Source organism: Nonomuraea sp. NPDC050404 (assembly GCF_040655495.1).
GTDB lineage: Bacteria > Actinomycetota > Actinomycetes > Streptosporangiales > Streptosporangiaceae > Nonomuraea.
In genome coordinates this window covers 190814-214021 of the sequence record NZ_JBFAKB010000008.1, presented here as the reverse complement: position 1 = coordinate 214021, position 23208 = coordinate 190814, and the positions used below count along the sequence as shown (strand labels likewise).

Sequence of the window (23208 nt, the reverse complement as noted above, 5' to 3'; positions counted from 1 at the left end):
GTCTTGATCGGGCTACGATAAGCGCATGGCTGTGATCCACAAGGCGACGCTGCGGCCCACGAAGCTCGAACTCCTGGCCGGCTGGCTGCCCGGCCGTGGCTGGCACACCGGGCCGGCCGGTGAGGTGTCGCGGGTGGCGGCCTTCCGGTTCGACGATCCGGCCGGAGCGGTCGGGATCGAGACGCTGCTGGTCCGGGTGGGCGACGGGCCGGTTCACCAGGTGCCGCTCACCTATCGCGACGCGCCTTTGGCCGGTGGCGACGACTGGCTGCTGGGCAATATGGAGCATTCGGTGCTGGGCAAGCGCTGGGTCTACGACGGCGCCGGCGACCCCGTGTACGCCGCGGCGCTGGCGAGCGCGATCTTCGGGAACACCGGCCAGGCCGAGCAGCTCACCCCGGTCGGCGACCGGCTTGAGCGCCGCGAGCCCGACATGAGCATCGCCGCCGGCGGGACCGAGGGCGCGGAAGTGCCCACCGTGGGCACGATTCAACGCGTTACCGAGGGCGACCCGACCCTGATCGTGACGGACACCGTCGAACTGACCGTCATCCGCCGCCTCGAAGCCGGCGCCGCTCCCACCGGCGCCGTGCTGACCGGATCCTGGCCCGGTCAGGAGACGCCGATGACGCTGGCGTCGGCGACGCTTCGGAGTGGTGCCGGGCTTCATTCCTGATCCGGCCGGGTGCGCCGGGCGTAGGCGCGGGCGGCGCGGGCGCGGTCGCCGCAGCGGGTGGAGCACCAGTGGCGGCGGCCATGACGTAGCAGGTAGCGGTTGCAGGGGGTGGAACCGCAGGCGGTGAGGCGTTCGGCGTCGGCACCGGTGAGCAGGTCGGCCGCGTTGGCGGCGAGGGTCGCGAGGGCGCGGTCGAGGATCTCGTTGGTGGGGCACGGCGCCGCCCGGTAGGGGCCGTTCCTGTCGTCCCACAAGAGCAGGGCGGCCGTGGGGGCCCGGCTCAGCGCGTCATTGACGGCCGACAGGGCCGCGGGCAGGGCGGGCAGCCCGCCGACCCGGGCGGCGAACAGTGCCCTGAGGTGTTCGCGCAGCGAGCGCAGCTGCGTCGTGCACATCTCCTGTATCCCGGCATCGGCCGGAGCGAGGCCACGTTCGGTGAGCCAGCGATTCGTCCCCTCAGGAGTGCCGAGGAAATCGATGAACTGCCCTCCGGACAGCGCGACGGCGCTGTTGACGAAGTCAAGGGCGAGGTAGGTTTCCGCGCCCGGCGCGGGCGGCAGCACAGGCTCGGCGGTCGGGGGCTCGCTCATGGCTCTCATGGTACGGGTTGCATTCATCCGTGAGACACCGCTACCGTCCTTCACGGATGAACCGCTTCCCATCCGTGAGGTGTTAGTTGATCAGTAGCAGCGTGACCCCTGGGCAGATCCGCGTACGCGTCCTCGGCGGCCCTACCGCCCTCTTTGAATACGGTGGACTGCGTTTTCTGACCGACCCGACCTTCGACGCTCCCGGCGACTACCAGGTGCCTGGCGGCGGGCTGACCAAGACGGCGCCGCCCTCCGCCGTACCGGCCGACCTCGGCCCCATCGACGTGGTGTTGCTCTCCCACGATGAGCACCCCGACAACCTCGACCACTCCGGCCGGGCCCTGCTCGCCGAGGTTCCGCTCACCCTCACCACACCCGGGGGCGGGCAGCGCCTGGGCGGCAAGGCCAAGGGGCTGGCCGACTGGGAGCCGGTCGAGCTGGACCGTCCCGGCGGCGGCACGATCACCGTCACGGGTGTGCCCGCCATTCACGGGCCCGGCACACGCGAGGAGGTCGAACCGATCACCGGTCAGGTCGTCGGGTTCGTGCTGACCGGGGAGGGTCTGCCCACGGTCTACGTCAGCGGGGACAACGCCTCGCTCGACGTGGTCAAGCAGATCGCCGAACGTTTCGGCCCGGTGGGGACCGCCATCCTGTTCGCCGGGGCTCCCCGCTTCTCCGTGCTCTTCGGCGGCGCGCTCATCGTCCTCGACAGCGCCCAGACCGCCGAGGCCGCCAGGATCCTCGGCGCGAGTCAGGTGGTTCCCGTCCACTACGACGGTTGGGCCCACTTCACCGAAGGACGCGACGACCTGATGGCCGCCTTCGCCGACGCCGGCCTGATCGACCGCCTTGACCTGGGCGACCGGGGCGACCTCGGCGACGGGGGCTGACGCAGCCGGGCAGTCGCCGCCGGGATTGTCGCCGGCGGGCTCCGGGTTGGCAGACTGAACCCCATGCACAGAGGACGGCTTTTCACCATCGTCGGCGCGATCTTCGGCCTGATCGGGCTGGTGCTGCTCGGCGTCGGCATCGTGCTGGCCGCCTCCACGGCGACCTTCCTCGCCTCGGCGCAACGGGCCGACGGCACTGTGGTCGCGATGACCGAACGGACCACCACGACACGGGGTTCCGGCGGCCAGGCCCGCAGCAGCACGTCGTGGTACCCGACCGTGGAGTTCACCATCGACGGCAGGCGGTACTCATTCCAGAGCTCCACCGGCACCAACCCGCCGTCCTACCGGGAGGGCGACGGCGTGGAGGTCGCCTACGACCCCGGCAATCCTTCCGACGCGCGGATCGCGGCGTTCTGGTCGGCGTTCCTCGCTCCGCTGATCGTCGGCGGGCTGGGCGTGGTGTTCACGCCGATCGGCACGGTCCTGTTCGTCAAGGGCCGGCGGATCGCCCGGCTGCGGGCCTGGCTGCGGGAGCGGGGACAGGAGGTATGGGCGGAGATCGAGCACGTGGGACGGGACTTCAGCGTGCGGGTGAACAACCGGCACCCGTACGTGGTCCACGCGACCTGGCAGGACACGCGGACGGGCCGGACCTATACCGCGGCCAGTGACCACCTCCGCGACGACCCCGGCCCTCGCCTGCGTGGCCAGGGCCGCGTTCGCGTGCTGTACGACCCCGCCGACCCGGCCCGCAACCTGATCGACCTGAACACGCATCCGACCCACCCCTGACACGGCACCGCCCCCGGATCCCGATCCGATGGAGAGGGGCCCGCAGTCGGTACCGACCTGTGCCAGCGACTCAGGCGCATTGCCGTGCCGAGACCGCGTGCCAGGTGAAGGACGCGCCAGCAGCGGCTTCTGCCGCGCCGGCCCCTCCTCTGTCGAGGGCGGCGGGCAGGTCGAGGCGGTCGATCATGACTTCGCCGCGGCCATGGTTGCCGATGCCGGAGGAGACCAGCCCGCCCGCGGGCGGCTCAGCCCGTTCGCCGGCGTACGACCGGCTCGGGACGCCACCGCATGAGCGCGTGGGACGCGAGCCTGATCAGATCATGCCGTGCTTTCGCCATGAACGATCAACGGTAGTTCAAAGCCGGAGCACACGCGGAGGGTCGCGGATACGCTGCGGCGCGTAACGATCGGGTGCGTCGGGAGCGGGACATGCGTAAGAGACTTCAACGGCGGGGCGCACGGGTGCGCACCACGGTTCTGCTGCTGGCGGGTGGAGCCGCCGCCATCGCGGCCGTCGCGACGGCTCTGATCGGGACCGGGCCGACCGGTCAGAAGGATTCCCCGCCTCGGGCCGCGGACGCGTCGCAGGACATCACCGGCGACGACGGTCCCTCGATCTCCATACTCTGGGGGAAGCCGTCGGCCCCGCCCAGTTCCGCCGCCCCGGCTCTGCCGCGCGTGAAGACGGACGAAAAGGACGACAGCGCGGCCGGATCTCGTGCGCGTGCCGTGGAGTCGCATCGCCGCCACGAACTCCTGCCGGCCGAACAGGCAGCCGACCGGCGCACTTCCCGGCCGGGTCACCGAGCCAGGCGCGCGCCCGGCGGCCCGCGTCCCGCCTCGCCGGCCGCTTCCCGGCGCGAGGGGAGCCAGTCGCTGCTCGCCATGAGGTGCGACGAGATGTTCCCGCCCCAGGAGCAAGGGTTCCGGCTGCGCAACCTCGCGTGTCATCGGCTCCTGGGCTGAAACGTTCAGCTGGGGAATCGGCGCGGAAGCCGGCCAATCGGCGCGGAAGCCGGGGGATCGGCGCGGAAGCCGGGGGATCGGCGCGGAAGCCGGGGGATCGGCGCGGAAGCCGGGCGGTGCTCGTTCAATCCGCCGGCGTGGGGCGGACGAATGATTGCCGAGTGATCCTCGGCACGGCGGTGACCGTGCGGAGGCGCTCGCACATCACCGGGCGAAACCTCACCGATCGAAAGGACCGAGCGATGCGCAGGGTGCAAATGGAGCGACCACGTAAGAAGGGCTGCCGGATCTCCCCCGATCTGCGGACGCCGTCGGGCAGGCCGCTTCCTTTCTGATGCCGCGCGGCGCGTGCGCGCCGCGAGAGGCTTTCTACGACCGGGGGTCACTGCAGGGGGCAGCTGACCTCCGGCGATCCGTGCGGCAGGTTCCCGCGTTCGTCGTCGGTGAAGCCGGCGGAGGCGGAGATCCCGTACCTGGTGACACGGCTGGTCCCAGGGCGGCCGGGGGTCGCCACGACCGAGGTGGCCGCCGGGATGGGGCGGCTGCTGCGTGCCGTGCACGCCCTGCCCGTCGAGGGGGCGGGCTTCTTCAAGGAGTCGCCGCGCCTGCCGCCCCTGGCGGCGGAAGGGACCTGGGGCGATCAGGTCGCGGGGATGGCCGACCGGCTCGGTCCCGTCGCCGCCGCCGGCATCCTGAGCCCGGCGCTCGCCTCCCGGTGCAGGGAGTTCCTCCTGGACGGCGCCCGCTGGGATGAGCCATGCGTGTTCGCGCACGGCGACTTCCACCTGCGGCACGTCCTGTCGGCCGGGTCCGGGATCGAGGCCGTCATCGACTGGGCCGACTGCGCGGCGGCCCCCCTGTGGCTGGACCTGGCCAGGGCGGATTTCGGCGACGCCCGCCTGCGGGACGCGATGCTCGCCGGGTACTTCCCCGAGGGCGTACCGGCGGACGCGCCGTCGCGTCTGGCCGACCACCGGCTGCTCTACGCGCTGCTGGCGCTGGTGTGGGAGTACGAGGTCGGCGGGGACTGGCTCCACGAGCGTCTCCCCGGCATCGAATCGGCCCTCGCCACCGCCCCTCACAGTGCCGGCTCACCCGGCCGGTAATCTACTGATCAATCCGCGCGAATCGGGCGGGCCGACCGATGGAGGACCGTCCGTGTTTCACCGCAAGCCGATCGAGGAGCGCATCGCCGAGCGCCAGGCCAAGCTGCCGCCGCTGAAGGAGGGCAAACATTTCGAGCACGGCCCGGCCAAATTCCTGTTCATCGCGATGCTCAGCGCCGTGGCGCTCATGCATTTCGTCGGGCTGGCCGTCGTCATGCACTTCTACTCCTGACCCCCACGCGGCCCGTCAGCGCCGGCGGCAGATCATCATCTCGGTCGTGGGGCTCTCCCTGAGCAGCCGGACCAGCCGCCGTTCCAGCGGATAGAGCAGGGACCCCGCCAGGCCGCCGGTCTTCTCGTTCAGGGTGACCGCCCGCAGGAAGCCGCCCCAGAGCTTGCGCCAGATCGGGTTGGCGTCCACCTGGGCGTTCATGAGCACCAGCATCGGCATCCTGCGCATCACGTCGAACCCGGCGTCGTCCAGGGCCTTGTTGATCCACGGCAGGGTGTGGTTGACCTGGTGGTCGCCGCGCTGTTCGGGCCGCTGCACGAAGTTCTCCGACAGGACGAAGATGCCGCCGGGGCGCAGGGCCTGCCCGACCGAGTGCAGGGCCGCCCGGTAGCGGGTGTCGTCGGTGATGTGGAAGAGCATGTCCATGGCCGAGACCACGTCGAACGAGCCCGGTTCGAGGGTGTCGCCCGGTTCGGCGATGTCCAGCTCGTGGAACTCCACCTCGGGGAAGCGCCCGCGCAGCCGCTCGACCGCCGCGGCGGTGAGGTCGCAGCCGACGAGCGACTTGACGCCCAGCCGCTGCCAGCCGCGGACGTAGAAGCCGGTCCCCGAGCCGATGTCGAGGACGCGCGCCTCCGGCAGGTTGACGGGCACGGTGGCGGCCTCTCGGGCGAACACCTCCGCGCGTACGCGATACATCCAGATGTTGAAGGCCCGGCCGAGCGCCTTGTAGCCGACGCCGCTCTCGGTCCAGTCCGCTTGCAGGCGGTCTTCCCAGAAGCCTTTCAGCTCACCATGCGTCTTCATTCGAGCAAGGCTAACGGCTGTCGGCGGAGCCCGTGATGATCTTCCCTTGGAGGCGTGTCCGGAAGTGGCCCGGAAGTGTCCGAAACCGGTGGCGGGGTGGATGGGTCCGGACGAGTTCGTACGACTCCGTCCGCGACCCTGTTGGACAGCTCGCCGGGACGGATTTGCTGATCCACGAACGGCGGCCGGACCCCCGGACCGCGCCATTCACCACGAGGGAGCAGCACACCCATGAACAAGAAGATCAAGAACGCCGCCGGTCTGACCCTGCTGCGCTGGGCTTTCGCCGGCGTCACCGCCGTGAGCACCGTGGCCGTGCTCGGCGGCGCGGCCGTGGCCGCGCCGCAGGGCCTGGCCGCCGCGCAACAAGCGCAACAGGCCAGGGCGGGTTGCCCGTCCGGACGCGTGTGCATCTACCCGGACAGGACCGACAACGGAAACCCGGACACCTACTACAGATACGGCTCCTACAACCTGAGCAACGTGTTCGGCGAGCGCCTGGTCGTCAACAACCAGACCGGCGGCGCGGGCGTGCGGATGTGCAGGTCGTACGGCGGGCAGAACTGCGAGGGCCGGCTCGGCCCCGGCCGTTACATCATCAACCTTTCACCGATCAACTCCATCCTCCTGGAGCCGTAACGACCCGGCCGAGTGAGCGGTTCGGGCCGGACCTTCCCTCAGGTCCGGCCCGAACCCTTTCCCGGGGAACCGGGCAGGCTGGTTAGCATCGGGTGGATGGAAGATCGGCAGGATTTCGCCCACGGTCCGTTGCGGTTGCTGGCGGGTGCGCCGGGCGCGGGCAAGACGACCCTGCTGCCCCACCTCCTCCGGGCGGCGGACGGGCTGGTCGTGATGGACATGGACGAGCTGCTCGAAGGCGGCGCGCTGATCGGGGTGCCGATCGCGCGGCCGGAGGCCAGGCCCGTGTGGCCCGCCTACGACCGCATGTGGGGGCGCATCGTGACCATGGTGCGCCGGGCGGGCCATCCGGTGCTGCTGCTCTGCCCGGTGCCCGACGCCGACGAGCTCGCCCCGGGGGCGCGCTGGGACGGGCCGGTGCGCTGGGGCCTGCTGGACTGCCCCGACGACGACCGGGTCCGCCGCCTGCGGGAGCGCGGCTCACCGCAGGAGTGGATCGACGGGGCACTGGCGGACGCCGCACAAGGGCGGAGCCTGGTCCCGACCGTGTTCGACGCGGTCGGCGGACGGCACACCGAACTGGCGGCGCAGGTCCTGGCGTGGGCCCGGAGCTGATCTAGCTCCCAGGTTTGGCGTGGTCCGGAAGCTGATGTGGCTCCCAGGTCGAGCCCGGAGCTAACCTGGCCCCAGGTCCTGGCGTGGGCCCGAAACTGATTTAGCCCTCAGTCCCTGACGTGGGCCCGAAGCCGACCTGGCCCCCTGATCCTGGACGGGCGGCGGGGTTGCCCCGTGAGCAGCCAGCCGCGATCACGATGCGCCGAGCGCGGCGGGGCCCAGGAGGGCCTTGATGTCGCCGTAGAGCGCCGGTCCCGGGGTGACCTGGAAGGGTTCGAGGTCGAGCAGCAGGGTCTTGGCGTGCAGGCGGTGCAGGTGCACATGCACGGGGGCGCGGCCGGGATGTGCGGTGAGGATCTGTTTCAGCTCCCTGACCAGCCGCACGTTCAGGTGGTTCTCCTGCAGTGAGAGGATCACGGGCTGCTCGGTGCCGGCCGTGGCCAGGTCGAGCGGCATGACCTCCTCGCCGTACACGCTCACCGTCTCGTCCCGCACGTTGACCCGGCCCCGCAGCGAGATCACGCGGTCCTCGGCCAGCGCCTCACCATAGAGCGTGTACGTCTTGGGGAAGATCAGGCACTCCACGGCGGCGTCGTGATCCTCAAGGGTGACGATCGCCCACGGGCTGCCCTGCTTGGTGACCTTGCGTTGCAGGCCGGAGATGATGCCGCTGACCTTGACCGCCGCATCCTGCCGCGCCGAGGCCAGCAAGTCGGCGATCGTGGTGTCGCGGTTGGCGTCCAGCACGCGTTCCGCGCCGTCGAGGGGGTGGCTGGAGACGTACAGGCCGAGCATCTCGCGTTCGAAGGCCAGCAGGGTGGCCTTGTCCCACTCCCCCTCCGGGATCGCGATCGCGAAGGCGTCGCGCTGGCCGGGCTCGCCGAACAGCGTGTCCTGGCCGTGCGCCTCGTTGCGCTTGACGTCGATGACCGTGTCGATGGCCTGCTCGTGGACCGCGACCAGGGCCTTGCGATGGTGCCCGAGGCTGTCGTACGCGCCCGCCTTGGCCAGGGACTCGATGACCCGCTTGTTGCAGACGAGCGCCGGCACCTTGGACAGGAAGTCGTCAAAGCCGGTGTAGGGGCCCTTGGCCTCGCGGGCGGCGACGATGGCGTCCACGACGTTCGCGCCGACGTTGCGCACGGCGCCGAGGCCGAAGCGGATGTCGGAGCCGACGGCGGCGAAGTCCAGCCTGCTGGCGTTGACGTCGGGTGGCAGCACCTTGATGCCCAGGCGGCGGCAGTCCGACAGGTAGACGGCCATCTTGTCCTTGTCGTCGCCGACGGAGGTGAGCAGCGCGGCCAAGTACTCGCAGGGGTGGTTGGCCTTGAGGTAGGCGGTCCAGTAGGAGACGAGCCCGTATCCGGCGGTGTGCGACTTGTTGAAGCCGTACCCGCTGAAGGGGACCAGCACGTCCCAGACCGCCTTGGTCGCCTCGCCGGAGAAGCCGCGCCCGCGCATGCCCGCCGAGAACCTGTCCCACTCGGCGTCCAGGACCTCCTTCTTCTTCTTGCCCATGGCGCGGCGCAGCAGGTCGGCGGCGCCGAGGGAGTAACCGGCCAGTTGCTGGGCGATGGCCATGACCTGCTCCTGGAAGACGACCAGGTGATAGGTGTCGCCCAGGATGGGTTCGAGCGCCTCCTCCAGGTCGGGGTGGATCGGCTCCACCTGCTGCTTGCCGGTTTTGCGCAGCGCGTAGTTGGTGTGCGCGTTCATCTCCATCGGGCCTGGCCGGTAAAGCGCGTTCACCGCCGCGATGTCGGTGAACGTGGTCGGCTGCATGAGCCTCAGCAACACCCGCATGCCGCCGCTGTCCAGCTGGAAGACGCCGAGCGTGTCGCCCCGGGCCAGCAGCTCGTACGTGGTCGCGTCGTCCAGCGGGACCTCGAAGATGTCGATGTCGATGCCCTTGTTGGCGCGCACGTTGGCGATCGTGTCGCCGATCACGGTCAGGTTGCGCAGGCCGAGGAAGTCCATCTTCAGCAGGCCCATGTCCTCGGCCTGGGTGAAGGGGAAGCCGGTGATGACCGGGCCGTCGGCCTTGGGCCTGGCCAGCGGCACCACGTCGAGCAGCGGCTCGCTGGACAGGATCACCCCGGCGGCGTGGATGCCGGTGCCCCGGGTGAGGCCCTCGATACCGGTGGCAGTGTCGATGACCAGTTTGACCTCGGGGTCCTGCTCGTACATCGCGCGCAGCTCGGCCGCTTCGCCGTGGCGCGGATGGCCCTTGTCGTGGATGGCGGACAGCGGGATCTCCTTGCCGCCGGCCGCCGCGGGGAAGGCCTTGGTGATGCGGTCACCCAGGTTGTACGGCAGGCCCAGCACCCGGCAGGAGTCCTTGACCGCGGCCTTGGCCTTGATCGTGTTGAAGGTGACGATCTGGCAGACGCGGTCCTCGCCGTACTTGCGGGTGACGTAGTCGATCATCTCGTCGCGCCGCCGGTCGTCGAAGTCGAGGTCCACGTCGGGCATGGTGATGCGCTCGGGGTTGAGGAAGCGCTCGAAGATGAGCTTGTGCTCGATCGGGTCGAGCTGGGTGATGCCCGTGCAGTACGCGACCATCGACCCGGTGGCCGAGCCGCGCCCCGGGCCCAGGCCGATGCCGTGCTCGCGGGCGTACGCGCAGATGTCGGCGACGACCAGGAAGTAGCCGGGAAAGCCCATCGCGTCGATGACCGACAGCTCGTAGTCGATGCGGTCGAGCACCTCCTGGGACGGGTCGCCGCCGTAGCGGTGGCGGGCGCCCGCCAGGGTCTCCTTGCGCAACCAGGTCGACTCGCTCTCCCCTTCCGGGACGGGGAAGCGCGGGGTCAGGTCGCGGTGGGCGAACACCTCGCCGTAGTCGCCGACCCGTTCGGCGATCAGCAACGTGTTGTCGCACGCGCCGGGCACCTCGTCCTCCCACAACGCCCGCATCTCGGCGGCGGTCTTGAGGTAGTAGCCGCTGCCGCTGAAGCGGAAACGCTCGGCGTCGGCCAGCCGCTTGCCGGTGCCCACGCACAGCAGCGCGTCGTGGGCCTGCGACTGGTCCTCGGTGACGTAGTGGGAGTCGTTGGTGGCCAGCGGCGGCAGGCCGAGCTCCTTGCCGAGCTTGAGCAGCTCGTCGCGGACGCGGCGCTCGATGGCCAGGCCGTGGTCCATCAGCTCCAGGTAGTAGTTCTCCCTGCCGAAGATGTCGCGGTAGCGGGCGGCGGCCTCGATCGCGCGGTCGTACTGGCCGAGCCTGAGCCGGGTCTGCACCTCGCCGGACGGGCAGCCGGTGGTCGCGATGATGCCCCGGCCGTGCTCGGCCAGCAGCTCATCGTCCATGCGCGGATATTTCTGTACGTGTCCTTCGAGCCAGGCCCGCGACTGGAGCCGGAACAGGTTCCGCAGGCCGTCGGCGTCGGCCGCCCACATCGTCATGTGCGTGTACAGGCCGCGCCCGGACACGTCGCCGCCCTCACCGGTGACATCGTCGGAGCGGCGCAGCGCCAGGTTGTCGCTGTAGTACACCGGCCGGCGGTCGCGGCGGGAGGCGGGGGCCACGTACGCCTCGATGCCGATGATCGGCTTGACGCCCGTCCTGCGCGCGGACTGGTGGAACTCGTACGCGCCGTGCACGTTCCCGTGGTCGCTCATCGCCACGGCGGGCATGCCCTGCCGGGCGACCTCCGCGAACAGCGGCCCGACCTTGGCCGCGCCGTCGAGCATGCTGTACTCGGTATGCACGTGCAGATGGACGAATGACCCCACCGGCTGATCACTCCTATCGGTTGTAGGCTGGCGAACGGCCCGCGCAATTCGACCCGAGAGCAGGTGGGGTTGTCCAACAACCGACACGCCGATTCGGCACAACCGCCGGTTGTCGTCGAAGGTGAGGCGGATCTGGATCTCGGTGCGGTCCGCGCTTTCGTCGCCGTCACCGAGGAGCGTTACTTCAGCGACGCCGCGGCCCGGCTGGGGGTGAGCCAGCAGGCCGTCTCCAAGCGGATCGCCAGGCTGGAGTCGGACCTCGGGCTGAGGCTGTTCTCCCGTACCCGCAACGGGGCCGACCTGACCGGGGACGGCCGGGCGTTCCTGCCGCACGCCCGCGCCCTGATCGGGATCGCCGACCAGGCGCGCGAGGTGCTGCGCGGGCGGCGCCGCGCGCTGCGGGTGGACGTGCTGGACACCCGGCTGCCGCCCATCGACCTGGTCAGGGCGTTCCACCGGCGCAGCCAGGACGTGGACGTCGAGATCGTCACCTCCAACGGGCTCAGGACCGCCCGCGTCGCGCTCACCCGAGGTTCCGTGGACGCCGCCTTCTGCCGGGCGAGCGGCGAACTGGAGGGGCTGCGGAGCGTGCCCGCCTATTTGGAGCCGGCGCACCTGCTCGTCAGCCGCGGCCATCCGCTGGCCGGACGGCGGACGGTCCGGATGGCGGACCTGGCCGGGGCCACCATCTGGATGCCGGGCAACGTCGAGGGCAGCGAGTGGGCCGAGTTCTACCACCTGCTCGGCGTCGAGTTCGGCCTCCGGATCGACACCTCGGGGCCCGACTTCGGCTGGGAGCACTTCGTGGCCGACGTCGGAGCGGGCCGGGGGATGAGCATCGTCGGGGAGACGATGCGGCTGCCCTGGCATCCGGACACGGTGCAGATCCCGCTGGTCGATCCCGCGCCCGTCTATCCGTGCTCGCTGCTGTTCCACCAGCACAACCCGCATCCGGTGCTGGAGGCGTTCGTCCGTTTCGTGAAGGGTCACCACCGGCCTTTCGATCCGGGGCGGCAGTGGTTGCCCGGCCCTGATCGGGCCGAGTTCAGCTGATCTTCGGGGTGGCGCGCATGCCGACGTAGACGCAGGGTGTGCCGCCGGGCGGGGTGGTGAAGACGACCGGCATGTCCTCGCCGTAGAAGCCGGTGGCGGCGAACACCGTACGGGAGGCCGAGCCGGAGCCCGAGCCCGCGGTTGAGGTGGAGACCGGTACCAGGGCCGAGTCGAGCGGCGGCGCGAGGTCCTCCAGGTCGCCGGTGAACGCGTAGCGCAGGCGCGGGCCGCCGTCGTCGCCGCGATAGACGGTGATGGCGACGCCCGCCCGCCGGTAGGAGCCCAGCAGGGGCTCCGGGTCGATCGCGGGCGGGACGGCCGGCGGGGCGAAGGGGGCCGGCAGCCGGGCGCCGGCCAGTTCGGCGAGCAGGTCGCGGAACAGGTTCTGGTACAGCCCGGTGAAGCCGCCGCCGTTGGCCAGCAGCACGGCCGCGAACCCGGCCTCCGGGACGGCGCGCACGTAGGAGTGCTGGGTGACGGCGCTGCCGTCGTGGCCGAAGCCGGAGACGCCGCCCAGGTCGTACAGGGCCCAGCCCAGGCCCCAGGCGTCGGCGGAGAAGGTCCAGTTGTCGGGACTCTCCACCTCCGGGCGCCGCATCGCGGCGGCCGACTCCGCGGACAGGACGCGGGTCCCACCGGGCGCCAGGCCGTCCTCCAGGTGCATTCGCGCGAAGCGGGCCACGTCGCCGGCCGAGACGATGACCCGCCCGCCCGGCCCGAACGCGCGCGGCATCACGTCCCAGACGGCGGCCGGATCGGGGTCGCGGCCGGGCGCGCCCTGGTGGCCCATCGCGACGCGGAAGCGCAGCGCCTCCTCGGGCAGCGTCATGGAGTGCTCCAGGCCGAGCGGCTCGAACACCCGCTCCTTCAGCGCCTGGTCCCAGGTCCGGCCGGTCAGCACCTCCACCAGGCGGCCCAGCACGACGTAGCCGAGGGTGCCGTAGGACAGGGCGGTGCCCGGCTGCAGGTCGAGCGGCACGTCCCTGGCGGCGCGGACGTACCTGGCCAGGCAGTCGTCGCCGCGCCCGCCGTCGTGCAGGAAGTCGTTGGTCACGCCGCCGGTGTGCGACAGCAGCCGCCTGACGGTGATGGCCTCGGTGGCCGCCCGGTCCGGGGTGGCGAACTCCGGCAGCATGCCTGCCACCGGGGCGTCCAGCTCCAGGTCGCCGGAGTCGACGAGCTGCATCACCAGCGTGGCGGTGTACGGCTTGGCCACCGAACCGGCCAGGAAGAGCGAGTCGGTGGTGACCTCCACCCCGGTCCCCCTGTGCAGCACGCCGCCGGCGAGCTCGTGGATGACGCCGCCGGTCAGGACGGCCAGCGCCGCGCCCGGCACGTGGTTGGCCGCACGCAACTCGTCGAACCTGGCCTGCCAATGATCGATGTCGAAGGACACGACTCTCCTTCCGTACAGTGTTCGGACTCCGCACACTGTACGGTCGCCGAACGGCGTGCGCAAAGCGCGGAAGATCACAAAACGCGGTGATTGGCCGTATGATCCCGTCAGAGCGAGGGAGGGCAGTGCTGTGGCGGACGAGCATGTTCCCCAGGGGATCGACCCGACGGTTCCGAGCGTCGCGCGGATGTACGACTACTACCTGGGTGGCAAGGACAACTTCCACGCCGACAGGGAGGCGGCCGAGCACATCGTGCGGCTCGCCCGCGACAACGGCTCCGACGTGCGCGAGGTGGCCAGGGCCAACCGGGGCTTCCTCATCCGCGCCGTACGGCACATGGCCGAGGCGGGCGTACGGCAGTTCCTCGATATCGGCACCGGCCTGCCCACGCAGGACAACGTGCACCAGGTGGTGCAGCGCATCGCGCCCGAGTCGAAGGTCGTCTACGTCGACAACGACCCGATCGTGCTGGTGCACGCGCAGGCCCTGCTCGTCGACAACCCCGGCACCTTCGTGGCCGACGGCGACCTGCGCCGGCCCGCCGACATCCTGCGGGCCGCGGCGGCCCACCTCGATTTCGACAAGCCCGTCGCCATCGTGCTGGCCGCCATCCTGCACTTCATCCACGACGACGACGAGGTGAGCGGGATCGTCTCGACGCTGCGTGAGGCGCTGGTGCCCGGCGGGTACCTGGCGCTGTCGCACGCCTACGTCGAGCCGGAGGCCGGGGAGCCGGACAAGCTCGACGAGGCGCGCGGCGTCTACCGGCGCTCGGCCTCGGGCTCGATCGCCTGGCGCGACCGGGAGACCGTGCGGGGGTACTTCGACGGCCTGGAGCTGCTGGAGCCTGGGGTCGTGCCGGGTCAGGACTGGCGCAACGACGATCCGTACCTGCCGCCCGGGCTGGCCAAGGGCGGGGTTCTGGCCGGGGTCGGCCGCCTGCGCTGACCGCGCCCCCTAAACGCAGGAGAGCCGCACCGGTCCCGCCGCCATCGACTGGTCGCCCGTCGTGTTCCCCTCGCCGGTGTCCTTGATCTGCACCATCACCAGGCCGCCGGTGACCGTTGCCGGGGACGGCGCCGCGACCCACTTGCCCTTGCGCATGCGCTGGTCGAGGGTGAACTCCGCGACCGTGCGGGCGTCCTTGTCGAAGCCGTCGGTGACGGTGTACCAGACGCGCTGTCCCGCCAGGCCGGACTTGGGCACGTACACGGCCACCAGGCACTGGTGCCGGCCGAGCAACCCCGTGGTGAACCGCCACTGGAAGGTGTTGCTCGGCCGTGCCGCCGCAGTGGCCGCCGCCGTGGTCGCCGTTTTGGGGGCGGGGTCCAGCTCGGAGAACAGGAACCCGTTCCCGCACCCCTCGCCCTTCCAGCCCGGCGCCTCGGCGTCCTTCCAGCCGTCGCGCCCCGGCACGCCGGTGATGCGGACGCTGCGGCTGGTGTCACGCGGGCAGCCCGGTCCGGCGACCGCCGTGAAAGCGAGGCCGGTCCTTCCGGTACGCGCTTCCGGGCCGGGCTGCTGCCCGGTGCCGCGCTCGTTCTGGCGGACGCCGTCCGGGGTGGGCCGGGCGGAGGCGGGCGGTGTTGAGGAGGTGGGCGTGGGCTGCTGCCGGTCCTGGTGGAGCTGGGTCGCGGCGAACAACGCGACCTGGGCGAGCACCCCCGCGATCACCCAGACCTTGATGGAGTTGCGCGAGCGGCGAGGCTGGGCCGGAAGGGGCCGCGCGACCCGCGGAAACTGCACGGTGTCAGCCCCCTCCCGACCAGCCGGCACTTCCCGGCCTACCGACGCCTCCGGACCAGCCGACGCCTCCCGACCGACCGGTGCCGACCGAGCGGACGGCGCCTGCCGAGCGGTCGGCGGCTCCTGTTGGGCGTGTGCCTCCGTCGGGTCCGGTTGTGCTCGGCGGTGGCGTCCGGCCGTCGCGTTGTTGTTCGTCATCGTGCCCCCTGGGTCTCGGCTGCCGCCCACCCTCGCGGCGGCTCTCCGGCTTGAATACGGCCGGAGACGATGACCAGTCGCGCGGGCATGATGACCACCGTTCACAAGGGCCGGCTGGATCAGACGCAGGAGAGGCGGATCGGCGCGGCCGCCATCGGCCGGCCGCCCGACGTGTTGCCCAGGCCGGTGTCCTTGATCTCCACCATGACCATGCCGCTGGCGACCGGGACGGGGAACGGCGCGGAAACCCAGGTGCCCTGCCGCGCCCGCTGGTCGAGGGTGAACGCGGCGACCGCGCGCGCGTCATACTCGAAGCCGTCGCTGACCGTGTACCAGACCCGCTGGCCCGCCAGGGGCGACCTGGGGACGTACATCTCCAGGAAACACTGGCGATGGCCGCGCAGCCCGGTGGTGAACCGCCATTGGAAGGTGTTCTGCGGGTGTTCGGCGGACTGCGGGTCATAGGTGAGCTTTGAGGTCAGGAATCCGTCCCCGCAACCGTCGCCCTTCCAGCCGGAGGCGTCGGCGTCCTGCCAGCCGTCCTCGCCGGGCACCCCGCTGACGCGCACCGTACGGCCGGTGTCGCGCGGGCAGTCCGGCCCGGCGACGGCCGTGAAGGCGGGTTTCTTCTGCGGAGTCGCGGTGCCCTGGGTGTCCGTGGGCGAGGGCTGTCCGCCGGTCCGGGGTTCCTGCGTGCCGGTCGGACCCGGCTGCGTCGCCGAGGTGGACCTGAACGGCAGGTCCTTGCCGAAAGCGCCGGCCGTGACCAGCCCGATCAGCCCGATCGAGACCAGGCCCAGCCAGAGCGTCACCCTGCGGCGGCGCGGCGGCTCCGGCGCCCGATGAACGGGCCCGGCGGAGCCCGGCGGAACGGCTCCCCCGGCCACGTCACCGCTGATCCCGGCCCCAGAGCCGCCAACCGCGCCATCGCCGAGGCCGGCCCCGCACGTGGTCTCGCCGTCGATACCGCCAATGACGCCACCGTTGATGCCGCCGTCGATGCCGCTGTTGAGGTCGCCGCCGATTTCGCCGTCGCCCGCGCAGGCGTTCTCCAGCTCCACTCGGGCCGCATCCCACGTAAGGGCCCATTCGTCCTGATCGCCGCCACACGCGCCCACGTACGCCTGCGTGACCGCCAGGCTGGGCAGCCGGTCCCCCGACGCGGCCGCGGACAGCGCGGAGGCGGAGTATCCCGCTCTCCGCTCCATCGCCCGATAACTGGGATTTCCCGCATCCGCCCGAAGGTCTCGCAGCCCCTGCGCGAATTCCTGGAGCGGGCCGGGCGGCACCGGCCGCTCCCTTCGCCCCCTCGTCATATGATCGTTGCGCATGATCGTGCCCCCTGGATGTGAATCTTCACCTCCTATTCGTGGGTACTCGACCGGCGGACTGCTTTGGCGCGATGTCCTGTGTCCTTCGATGACCGGTGATGTCACTGTCCGGTGACGGCGATCGTGGCGCAGACGCTCGAGGGCGGCCGGCTGGTGGAGATCGAGGTGGTGGCGGCCGCCTGAACGGCCGCCACCGCGCGTGGACGCTAGTGCTCGCCGACGACCTCGCCGCCCTGCACGACCAGGCGGGGCGGGGTGGCCAGGACGGTGACGTCCGCCAGCGGGTCGGCGTCCACGACGATCAGGTCGGCGTGCGCGCCGGGCGCGAGCGTGCCGATCCGGCCGGGCAGGCGCAGCAGTTCGGCGGCGACCGTGGTGGCGGAGCGGATGATGTCGATCGCGGGCAGCACCTCGGCGCGGATGCGGAACTCCTCCAGCTGGTGCGGATGCATGCCGCCGATCAGGTCGGTGCCGAACACGACGTTCGCCCCGCCGCGCGCCGCGCGGTCGAGCGCGCCGAGCGCGCCGTCCAGCACCCGGGACACCTTCTCCCAGGCGACCCTGGGCAGCCCGTGGTCCAGCCCTTCCCTGTGCAGGGCCCAGTAGGTCACGAGCGTGGGCACCAGGTAGGCGTCCCGTTCGACGAGCAGTTCGACGCTGCGGTCATCCAGGAGGTTGCCGTGTTCGACGCAGCGGGCGCCCGCCTCCAGCGCGCGGTTGATCGCGGCCGGCGGGTAGGCGTGCACGGTGACGTACTTGCCGGCCGCGCCGGCCTCGTCGACGATGGCGCGCAGCTCGTCCATGGAGTACTGCACGGCGTCGATGTGGTCGGTGGGCGAGGCGACCCCGCCGGAGGCCATGACCTTGATGTGGTGGGCGCCGCGGCGCAGCTCGTCCCTGGCCGCCAGGCGTACGCCGTCCACGCCGTCGGCGACCCGGCTGGAGCCGCCGCAGAACGGGTGGTCGTCGTAGACGCGCACGCCGGCCGGTCGTTTGTCGCCGTGCCCGCCGGTCTGGCTGAGCGCCTTGCCGCCGAAGATCAGCCGGGGCCCGCGGATCGAGCCTTCCGCCTGCGCCATCGCGAACCCGTAGTCGGCGCCGCCCACGTCCCGGACCGTGGTGAAGCCGCGGTCGAGCATCGCGCCCATGTTGCGGATCGCGCCGGCCGCGATGTAGCTGGGCGGCAGTTCGCGCAGCACGGTGGTGTTCGCCGCGATGCCGGCGACGTGGACGTGCGCGTCGATCAGGCCGGGCAGGACGTAGCCGCCGCGCAGGTCGATCTCGCGTTCGGCGGTGGCCGTGCCGTCCTCGACGATCTCGCCGTCCGCGCAGGTCAGGTCGCCTTCCCGGTAGGTGCCCGCCTCGACATCGAGCAGGCGGGCGTTACGCAGGACGAGCGAGGCGGGCATGAGGTTTCTTCCCTTCGGAGCGGTGAACGGGGTCAGCGGATCGGGGCGCCGGGGCCGAGCGGCAGCCCGAGTCCCCACCAGGCCAGGAACAGCAGGGTCCAGACGATGAGCATGCTGAAGGCGAGCGGGATCGTCATCGAGGCGAGCGTGCCGATGCCGGCGGACTTGCGGTAGCGCTGCAGGAAGCCCAGGGCCATGACGAAGTACGGGCTCATCGGCGTGATCACGTTGGTGCACGAGTCGGCGATCCGGTAGAGCGCCTGGGTGGTCTCCGGCGGGATGTCGAGCAGCATCAGCATGGGCACGAACACGGGGGCGACCAGGGCCCACTGGGCCGATCCGCTGGTCACCAGCAGGTTGATCAGGCTGACCAGGACGAGGATGCCGACGAAGATGAGCAGGCTGTGCGCGCCCAGCGACTTCAGCAGCGCCGCGCCGTGGATCGCGGTCACCTCGCCGATCTTGGACCACTTGAAGTAGGCCAGGAACTGGGACACGGCGAAGAACAGCACCAGGATGGGCGCGATGTCGCGCAGTCCCTGGGTGATCAGGTCGGGCACGTCCCTGCCCCTGCGTACGGTGCCGACGGCGGTGCCGTAGGCCGTACCCGCCACGAGGAACAACACCGACAGCTCGATCGCGATGCCGGACAACAACGGCGAGTCCAGCAGCGAGCCGTTCTCGCCGCGCAGCGGTGAGCCGGGCGGCGCGACCGCGGCGGCCAGCGCGAGGAGGTAGACGAGGGCGGCGATGCCCGCGCGGCGCAGGCCGCGACGCTGCCCGGCGGTCAGGACGAGGCTGTCGCGGTCCTCCTCGATCTCGGCGTCCTCGCCGGTCTCCACCCGCTTGGCCAGGAAGCCCTCGACCACGACGGTGATCACTATGGAAAGGATCACGGAGGAGGCGGCGGAGAAGTAGTAGTTCGCGACGGGGCTGACCACGTAGGAGGGGTCGATCGTGCCGGCCGCGGCCGTGGTCAGCCCGGACAGGATGACGTCGGTCGGGGTGATCAGCGGGCTGGCGTCGGTGCCGGCCGAGATGGCGACCAGCGCGACCACGATGCCGAGCACAGGGCTGCGGCCGGCCGCGCGGAACACGATGGCGCCCAGCGGGATGAGCACGATGTAGGCGGCGTCGGAGGCGACGTGCGCGATCATCGCGGTGAACGCGAGCGCGAACGTCAGCCAGCGGCCCCTGACCCGGACCACCGTCGCCCGCAACATCGTGGTGAGCAGCCCGGCCTTCTCCGCCATGCCCACGCCGATCATCGTCACCAGCGCGGTGCCCAGCGGCGGGAACGTGGCGAAGTTCTCCACCACTCCGGAGACCGCCTCGCCGATCCCCTCGACGGAGATCAGGCTGCGCACGGCCACCGTCTCGCCGTCGGCCGGGGAGATCGCGGTGACGCCCAGCGCGGCGAGGATCCAGCTCAGCACGGCGAGCAGCACGCTCAGGATGCCGAACAGCCAGAACGGGTGCGGCAGCAGGTTGCCCGCGCGCTCGATGCCGGCCAGGACACGGACCAGCACCCCGGTGGACCGGTGCCGCGACTCCGCGGTCTCACTCACGCGGCCACTCCCTCGCACAATCAACCGAATAACGTGTACAGACAGCGATAATTAGCCGAAAAGTTAGTTGATAGGGAACAAACCGTCAAGACTTCACCTATGAGTGGATATTTCATTCAAGGTCGTACCATGGACGCCATGCCCGACTCCCTGGACGCCACGCCTCCCGGCCTGGACGCCGCCGACCTCGACCTGGTCGCGGCGCTGCAGCGCGCCCCCAGGGCGGGCGTGCGCCTGCTCGCCGAGGTGCTCGACGTGGCGCCGAGCACGGTCAGCCGCAGGCTCACCAGGCTCGTCGAGGCCCGGCTGCTCAAGGTGATCAGCCAGCTCAACTGGTCCGTGCTCACTGAGATCCACCCGCAGCACCTGTGGATCGCCGCCCGTCCCGGCGCGGCCGGTCGGGTGGCCAAGGACGTCGCCGCGCTCCCCGAGACGCAGTACGCCGCGCTCACGGCGGGCCGCTCCGACGTCTACTGCATCCTGCAGCCGTCCGCCAGGGCGCAGAACGCCGACCTGCTCACCGAGCGCATCGGCGGCATCGACGGCGTGTTGTCCAGCCACACCGAGATCGTGCTGCGCTCCTACGCCTCGGCCACGACCTGGCTGCTCGACCGGCTCACCCCCGGGCAGGAGGCCCGGCTCCGCGCCGAGAACCCGGCGGCGCCCCGGCCGGCCGACACCTCCGAGCCGAACGCCGACGAGCGCCGCGTGGTCCGCGCGCTACAGGAGGACGGCCGGGCCAGCGCCGCCGACATCGCCCGCCGCCTGGGCCTCAGCCAGTCCACCGCCTACCGGCTGGCCCAGTCGGTCCTGGACCGCCGCCTCGTGATCCCGCGCGTGGAGATCGAGCCCGCGTTGCTCGGCTTCCCCCTGGAGGCGGTCATCTCCCTCACCGCCGAGCCTCGGGCGATCAGGGACCTCGCGGCCACCCTGGGCCGCCACCCCTCGGCCAGGTTCGTCTCCACCGTGGCCGGCATCTCCTCGATGATCTACCACGGCGCCTTCCGCGACGAGAACGACCTCGACCAGCTCCTCACCGGTGACCTGGCCGCCCTCGACGGCATCAGGACCGTCGAGGTGGCCATCGTCCTGCGCGTGCTGACCCGCTACTGGCTTCCCCGCGAAGGGCTGCGGCTGGGCGCCTAGCGATTGGTCCACTCGGACCCGACCCCGCATTGGCCGTTGACCCGCGTCATGGTGCCGCTTACTTTTGCAACTGCGAAAGCCTCGCAATTGCGAGTGACCTGCAAGCTATCCACGAGGAGGATGGCCATGGCACATGTCACGTTCGAAGAAGTCGAGGACCTCACCGTCTGCGTGAGGGCTCACACGCCGGCCGTCGACACCGCGTTCGCCTGGAACGAGGACGACGACAAGTGATCGACCGCGGGAGGCCGCACCCCCGGCCTCCCGCGCCCTTACCCGTCCCTCGGACTCCGGAGGCCAGCCGGATGACCCGCCCGCTCCGCATCGCCCCCGGGCACCAGCTCTGCCCGGGCGCCGACGGCGTATGGCGCTGCCACGAGCCCGACGGCCGCGTGACCCGCATCCTCACCTCCGACGCGCTGATGCGGCGCCTCCCACGGGCTCTCGCGGGAACCATCCCGATCGACGACGACCTGGCCGACCTGCTGCGGGCCCTGGAACGGCGCGGGATCCTCCTCCCGGCCGCCACCGCCGAGCCCCTGACCGGCCGCGTCGTCCACGTGACCGGCGGCTCGCCCATCGCCGACCTGACGGCCGCGCTACTGGAGCCGCAGGTCAAGGTGGTACGCGGCCCGCTGGAGTCCATCGACGGCGTGGACATGGTGGTGGCCTGCGCGGACTGGTTGCCCGACGCCGAATGGCGGCGCATCGACCGGTTGTGCGCCGGGCTCCCGTGGCATCGTTGCCACGCCGACGGGCTGACCTACCGGGTCGGGCCGTGCACGATCCCCGGCCGTACCGCCACCTACGCCGACACCCGCGCCCGCCGCCTGGCCGCCGCCCGCCTGCCGGAGGAGCTGCTGAGCCTGTGGGAACGGGACGACGTCATCACGGGCGAGCCCGCCGGCGCCTCGAAGGGGGTCGTGGCCGGGCTGCTGGCGGACGACGTGCTCGAAGTCCTGGCCGGGCGGCCCGCGCCGAGCGAGGGCCACCAGCTCGTCGTCGGCGCCACGGTGACCCGGCGTCCCGTCCTGCCGCTGCCGAGACCCGGCTGGGCACGCGCCGCCACACCCGAGCAGCTCGTCGACTCGGAGTACGGCCTGATCACCCGTGTGGCGCGAGGCGACAGCGCGCTCGACTCCTGCGTGGTCTACCGGGCCTACGTCTCGGCCACCGGCCGGTTCGCGCCCTGGAAGGCCGACCGGGTGGCCGGCGGCGCCGCCTTCGACAAGAACCAGGCCAGGAAGGCGGCCATCGGCGAGGCGGTGGAACGCTACTGCGGCAACGCCGTGCCCGCCGATCTGCCCCGCGCCCGCCACGCCGACCTGACCGCGCAGGCGCTCGACCCGGACTCCTTCGCCCTGTACGCGCCGCACCAGTACGCGGCCCCCGGCTTCCCGTTCACGCCGCTCACCCGGGACCTGGAGGTCGAGTGGGTGGGCGGGCGCGACCTGGTGAGCGGCGAGGACGTGCTGGTGCCCGCTCCGCTGGTCTACCTCAACCACGCCCGCCCGCCGCACACCAACCTGCACGCCAACGCCGGCATCGCGGCCGGCTCCGACCGGGCACGGGCCGAGCGTTCGGCCCTGGAGGAGTTGTTCGAGCGCGACGCGGTCACACTGTGGTGGTTGCGCGGTGAACAGGCCGTCCGTTTCGAGCCGCACGGCCTGGACGGGCCGGTCGAGGAGGCCCGGCAGCGCGGCCTGTCGGTGACCTTTCTGGCGATCGGCTCGGAGTTCGGCGTCCCGGTCGCCGGCGCCTTCCTGGAGGACCGGGATCGGCAGATCGTCGCGTTCGGCACCGCCTGCCGCGCGGACCCTGAGGCGGCCGCGGCCAAGGCGTTCACCGAGGCGGTGGTGTCGTACACGATGAGTCTCGGGCTGCTGGACGGCGACGCCCCCGTGTGGCGCACCTCCGACCACCCCTACCGGCCCTTCCGTGCCGACCGGAGCTACCGCGACGCCTTCCGCCCCGACTGGCACGACCTGACGGACCTGGAGCTGAACCTGCAGCTCTTCCTGGACCCGCGCATGCAGGGCCCGCCGCTGGACCGGCTGCGGCACCCGCTTCCCGGCCCGCGCCCCGTCGCCGTGGCCCCGGACGGTTACCTCGCGCGGCTGTCGGGTGCGGGGGTGCGCGCGGTCAGCGTGGATCTGACCACGCCCGACGTGCGCGCCACCGGGCTGCGGGTGGTGCGCGTCGTCGCACCCGGCCTGTACGGCAACGCGCCGGCGGCCTTCCCCTTCCTCGGCGGATCCCGGCTCGCCACCAAGGAGCCGAACCCCTACCCCCTTCCCTTCGCCTGA

At 71.4% G+C, this 23208-nt stretch carries 21 protein-coding genes; 13 read left to right on the top strand and 8 right to left on the bottom strand.

Annotation, left to right across the window (positions count from 1 at the left end; all coding sequences use genetic code 11):
* The first annotated feature begins 25 nt into the window (after nucleotides 1–25).
* The gene (locus AB0I81_RS24125) at nucleotides 26–676 is read left to right on the top strand and encodes a hypothetical protein (protein ID WP_360660186.1); all 651 of its coding nucleotides are present in this window, start codon (nucleotides 26–28) and stop codon (nucleotides 674–676) included.
* Here AB0I81_RS24125 and AB0I81_RS24120 read toward each other — a convergent pair.
* A complete protein-coding gene (locus AB0I81_RS24120) occupies nucleotides 667–1266 on the bottom strand; it encodes an ABATE domain-containing protein (protein WP_360660183.1) in 600 nt (199 codons plus the stop codon). The genes AB0I81_RS24125 and AB0I81_RS24120 overlap by 10 nt on opposite strands.
* Nucleotides 1267–1352: 86 nt before the next feature.
* Here AB0I81_RS24120 and AB0I81_RS24115 point away from each other — a divergent pair, with 86 nt between their 5' ends.
* The 6 genes from AB0I81_RS24115 to AB0I81_RS24090 all read left to right on the top strand — a co-directional run bounded on the left by AB0I81_RS24115 (nucleotide 1353) and on the right by AB0I81_RS24090 (nucleotide 5258).
* Nucleotides 1353–2159, top strand: a complete 807-nt coding sequence (locus AB0I81_RS24115; protein WP_360660180.1) for an MBL fold metallo-hydrolase — start codon at nucleotides 1353–1355, stop codon at nucleotides 2157–2159.
* Nucleotides 2160–2222: 63 nt separating this feature from the next.
* Nucleotides 2223–2954 (top strand): DUF3592 domain-containing protein, encoded by a 732-nt coding sequence (locus tag AB0I81_RS24110; protein WP_360660177.1) that lies wholly within the window; start codon nucleotides 2223–2225, stop codon nucleotides 2952–2954.
* Nucleotides 2955–3051: 97 nt separating this feature from the next.
* The gene (locus tag AB0I81_RS24105) at nucleotides 3052–3246 is read left to right on the top strand and encodes a hypothetical protein (RefSeq protein WP_360660176.1); all 195 of its coding nucleotides are present in this window, start codon (nucleotides 3052–3054) and stop codon (nucleotides 3244–3246) included.
* 137 nt (nucleotides 3247–3383) lie between these two features.
* Complete coding sequence (locus AB0I81_RS24100; RefSeq protein WP_360660173.1) at nucleotides 3384–3920, top strand: hypothetical protein; 537 nt, start codon at nucleotides 3384–3386, stop codon at nucleotides 3918–3920.
* Between the two features lie 443 nt (nucleotides 3921–4363).
* Complete coding sequence (locus tag AB0I81_RS24095) at nucleotides 4364–5026, top strand: aminoglycoside phosphotransferase family protein (RefSeq protein WP_360660170.1); 663 nt, start codon at nucleotides 4364–4366, stop codon at nucleotides 5024–5026.
* Nucleotides 5027–5078: 52 nt separating this feature from the next.
* Nucleotides 5079–5258, top strand: coding sequence for a hypothetical protein (locus tag AB0I81_RS24090; RefSeq protein WP_360660168.1), 180 nt, complete (start codon nucleotides 5079–5081; stop codon nucleotides 5256–5258).
* 15 nt (nucleotides 5259–5273) lie between these two features.
* Here the strand turns inward: AB0I81_RS24090 and AB0I81_RS24085 are convergent, their stop codons facing one another.
* Nucleotides 5274–6065, bottom strand: a complete 792-nt coding sequence (locus AB0I81_RS24085; RefSeq protein WP_360660166.1) for a class I SAM-dependent methyltransferase — start codon at nucleotides 6063–6065, stop codon at nucleotides 5274–5276.
* Between the two features lie 231 nt (nucleotides 6066–6296).
* Here AB0I81_RS24085 and AB0I81_RS24080 point away from each other — a divergent pair, with 231 nt between their 5' ends.
* Entirely contained in the window at nucleotides 6297–6704 is a 408-nt protein-coding gene (locus AB0I81_RS24080; RefSeq protein ID WP_360660164.1) for a hypothetical protein, read from the top strand.
* Nucleotides 6705–6800: 96 nt separating this feature from the next.
* Nucleotides 6801–7319 carry a hypothetical protein gene (locus AB0I81_RS24075; protein WP_360660161.1) on the top strand — a complete coding sequence of 173 codons (519 nt, stop codon included), beginning with the start codon at nucleotides 6801–6803 and terminating at the stop codon, nucleotides 7317–7319.
* A gap of 192 nt (nucleotides 7320–7511) precedes the next feature.
* Here AB0I81_RS24075 and dnaE read toward each other — a convergent pair whose 3' ends face one another.
* Nucleotides 7512–11054, bottom strand: coding sequence for a DNA polymerase III subunit alpha (dnaE, locus tag AB0I81_RS24070; protein ID WP_360660158.1), 3543 nt, complete (start codon nucleotides 11052–11054; stop codon nucleotides 7512–7514).
* Between the two features lie 69 nt (nucleotides 11055–11123).
* Here dnaE and AB0I81_RS24065 point away from each other — a divergent pair, with 69 nt between their 5' ends.
* Nucleotides 11124–12107, top strand: coding sequence for a LysR family transcriptional regulator (locus tag AB0I81_RS24065; RefSeq protein ID WP_360660155.1), 984 nt, complete (start codon nucleotides 11124–11126; stop codon nucleotides 12105–12107).
* On the opposite strand, the gene AB0I81_RS24060 is transcribed toward AB0I81_RS24065, so the two are convergent.
* Entirely contained in the window at nucleotides 12100–13503 is a 1404-nt protein-coding gene (locus AB0I81_RS24060) for a serine hydrolase domain-containing protein (RefSeq protein WP_360660152.1), read from the bottom strand. The genes AB0I81_RS24065 and AB0I81_RS24060 overlap by 8 nt on opposite strands.
* Nucleotides 13504–13633: 130 nt before the next feature.
* Here AB0I81_RS24060 and AB0I81_RS24055 point away from each other — a divergent pair, with 130 nt between their 5' ends.
* Entirely contained in the window at nucleotides 13634–14452 is an 819-nt protein-coding gene (locus AB0I81_RS24055; RefSeq protein WP_360660149.1) for an SAM-dependent methyltransferase, read from the top strand.
* 9 nt (nucleotides 14453–14461) lie between these two features.
* On the opposite strand, the gene AB0I81_RS24050 is transcribed toward AB0I81_RS24055, so the two are convergent.
* From AB0I81_RS24050 to AB0I81_RS24035, 4 genes are all read right to left on the bottom strand, one after another.
* Nucleotides 14462–15250, bottom strand: a complete 789-nt coding sequence (locus AB0I81_RS24050; protein ID WP_360660146.1) for a hypothetical protein — start codon at nucleotides 15248–15250, stop codon at nucleotides 14462–14464.
* A 317-nt stretch (nucleotides 15251–15567) separates the two neighbouring features.
* Entirely contained in the window at nucleotides 15568–16656 is a 1089-nt protein-coding gene (locus AB0I81_RS24045; RefSeq protein WP_360660143.1) for a hypothetical protein, read from the bottom strand.
* A gap of 329 nt (nucleotides 16657–16985) precedes the next feature.
* Nucleotides 16986–18188, bottom strand: a complete 1203-nt coding sequence (locus tag AB0I81_RS24040) for an amidohydrolase family protein (protein WP_360660140.1) — start codon at nucleotides 18186–18188, stop codon at nucleotides 16986–16988.
* 32 nt (nucleotides 18189–18220) lie between these two features.
* Nucleotides 18221–19756: an AbgT family transporter gene (locus AB0I81_RS24035; protein ID WP_360660137.1), complete on the bottom strand. Its 1536-nt coding sequence runs from the start codon at nucleotides 19754–19756 to the stop codon at nucleotides 18221–18223.
* A 138-nt stretch (nucleotides 19757–19894) separates the two neighbouring features.
* Between AB0I81_RS24035 and AB0I81_RS24030 the strand changes: the two genes are divergently transcribed.
* Complete coding sequence (locus AB0I81_RS24030; protein ID WP_360660134.1) at nucleotides 19895–20902, top strand: Lrp/AsnC family transcriptional regulator; 1008 nt, start codon at nucleotides 19895–19897, stop codon at nucleotides 20900–20902.
* Nucleotides 20903–21207: 305 nt separating this feature from the next.
* A complete protein-coding gene (locus AB0I81_RS24025) occupies nucleotides 21208–23208 on the top strand; it encodes a YcaO-like family protein (RefSeq protein ID WP_360660131.1) in 2001 nt (666 codons plus the stop codon).

Coding starts and splice junctions, on each gene's coding strand:
- AB0I81_RS24080 (WP_360660164.1), top strand. CDS start 6,297: ATGAACAAGAAGATCAAGAACGCCGCCGGTCTGACCCTGCTGCGCTGG.
- AB0I81_RS24075 (WP_360660161.1), top strand. CDS start 6,801: ATGGAAGATCGGCAGGATTTCGCCCACGGTCCGTTGCGGTTGCTGGCG.
- AB0I81_RS24040 (WP_360660140.1), bottom strand. CDS start 18,188: ATGCCCGCCTCGCTCGTCCTGCGTAACGCCCGCCTGCTCGATGTCGAG.
- AB0I81_RS24110 (WP_360660177.1), top strand. CDS start 2,223: ATGCACAGAGGACGGCTTTTCACCATCGTCGGCGCGATCTTCGGCCTG.
- AB0I81_RS24120 (WP_360660183.1), bottom strand. CDS start 1,266: ATGAGCGAGCCCCCGACCGCCGAGCCTGTGCTGCCGCCCGCGCCGGGC.
- AB0I81_RS24125 (WP_360660186.1), top strand. CDS start 26: ATGGCTGTGATCCACAAGGCGACGCTGCGGCCCACGAAGCTCGAACTC.
- AB0I81_RS24045 (WP_360660143.1), bottom strand. CDS start 16,656: ATGGAGCGGAGAGCGGGATACTCCGCCTCCGCGCTGTCCGCGGCCGCG.
- AB0I81_RS24030 (WP_360660134.1), top strand. CDS start 19,895: ATGCCCGACTCCCTGGACGCCACGCCTCCCGGCCTGGACGCCGCCGAC.
- AB0I81_RS24025 (WP_360660131.1), top strand. CDS start 21,208: ATGACCCGCCCGCTCCGCATCGCCCCCGGGCACCAGCTCTGCCCGGGC.
- AB0I81_RS24085 (WP_360660166.1), bottom strand. CDS start 6,065: ATGAAGACGCATGGTGAGCTGAAAGGCTTCTGGGAAGACCGCCTGCAA.
- AB0I81_RS24100 (WP_360660173.1), top strand. CDS start 3,384: ATGCGTAAGAGACTTCAACGGCGGGGCGCACGGGTGCGCACCACGGTT.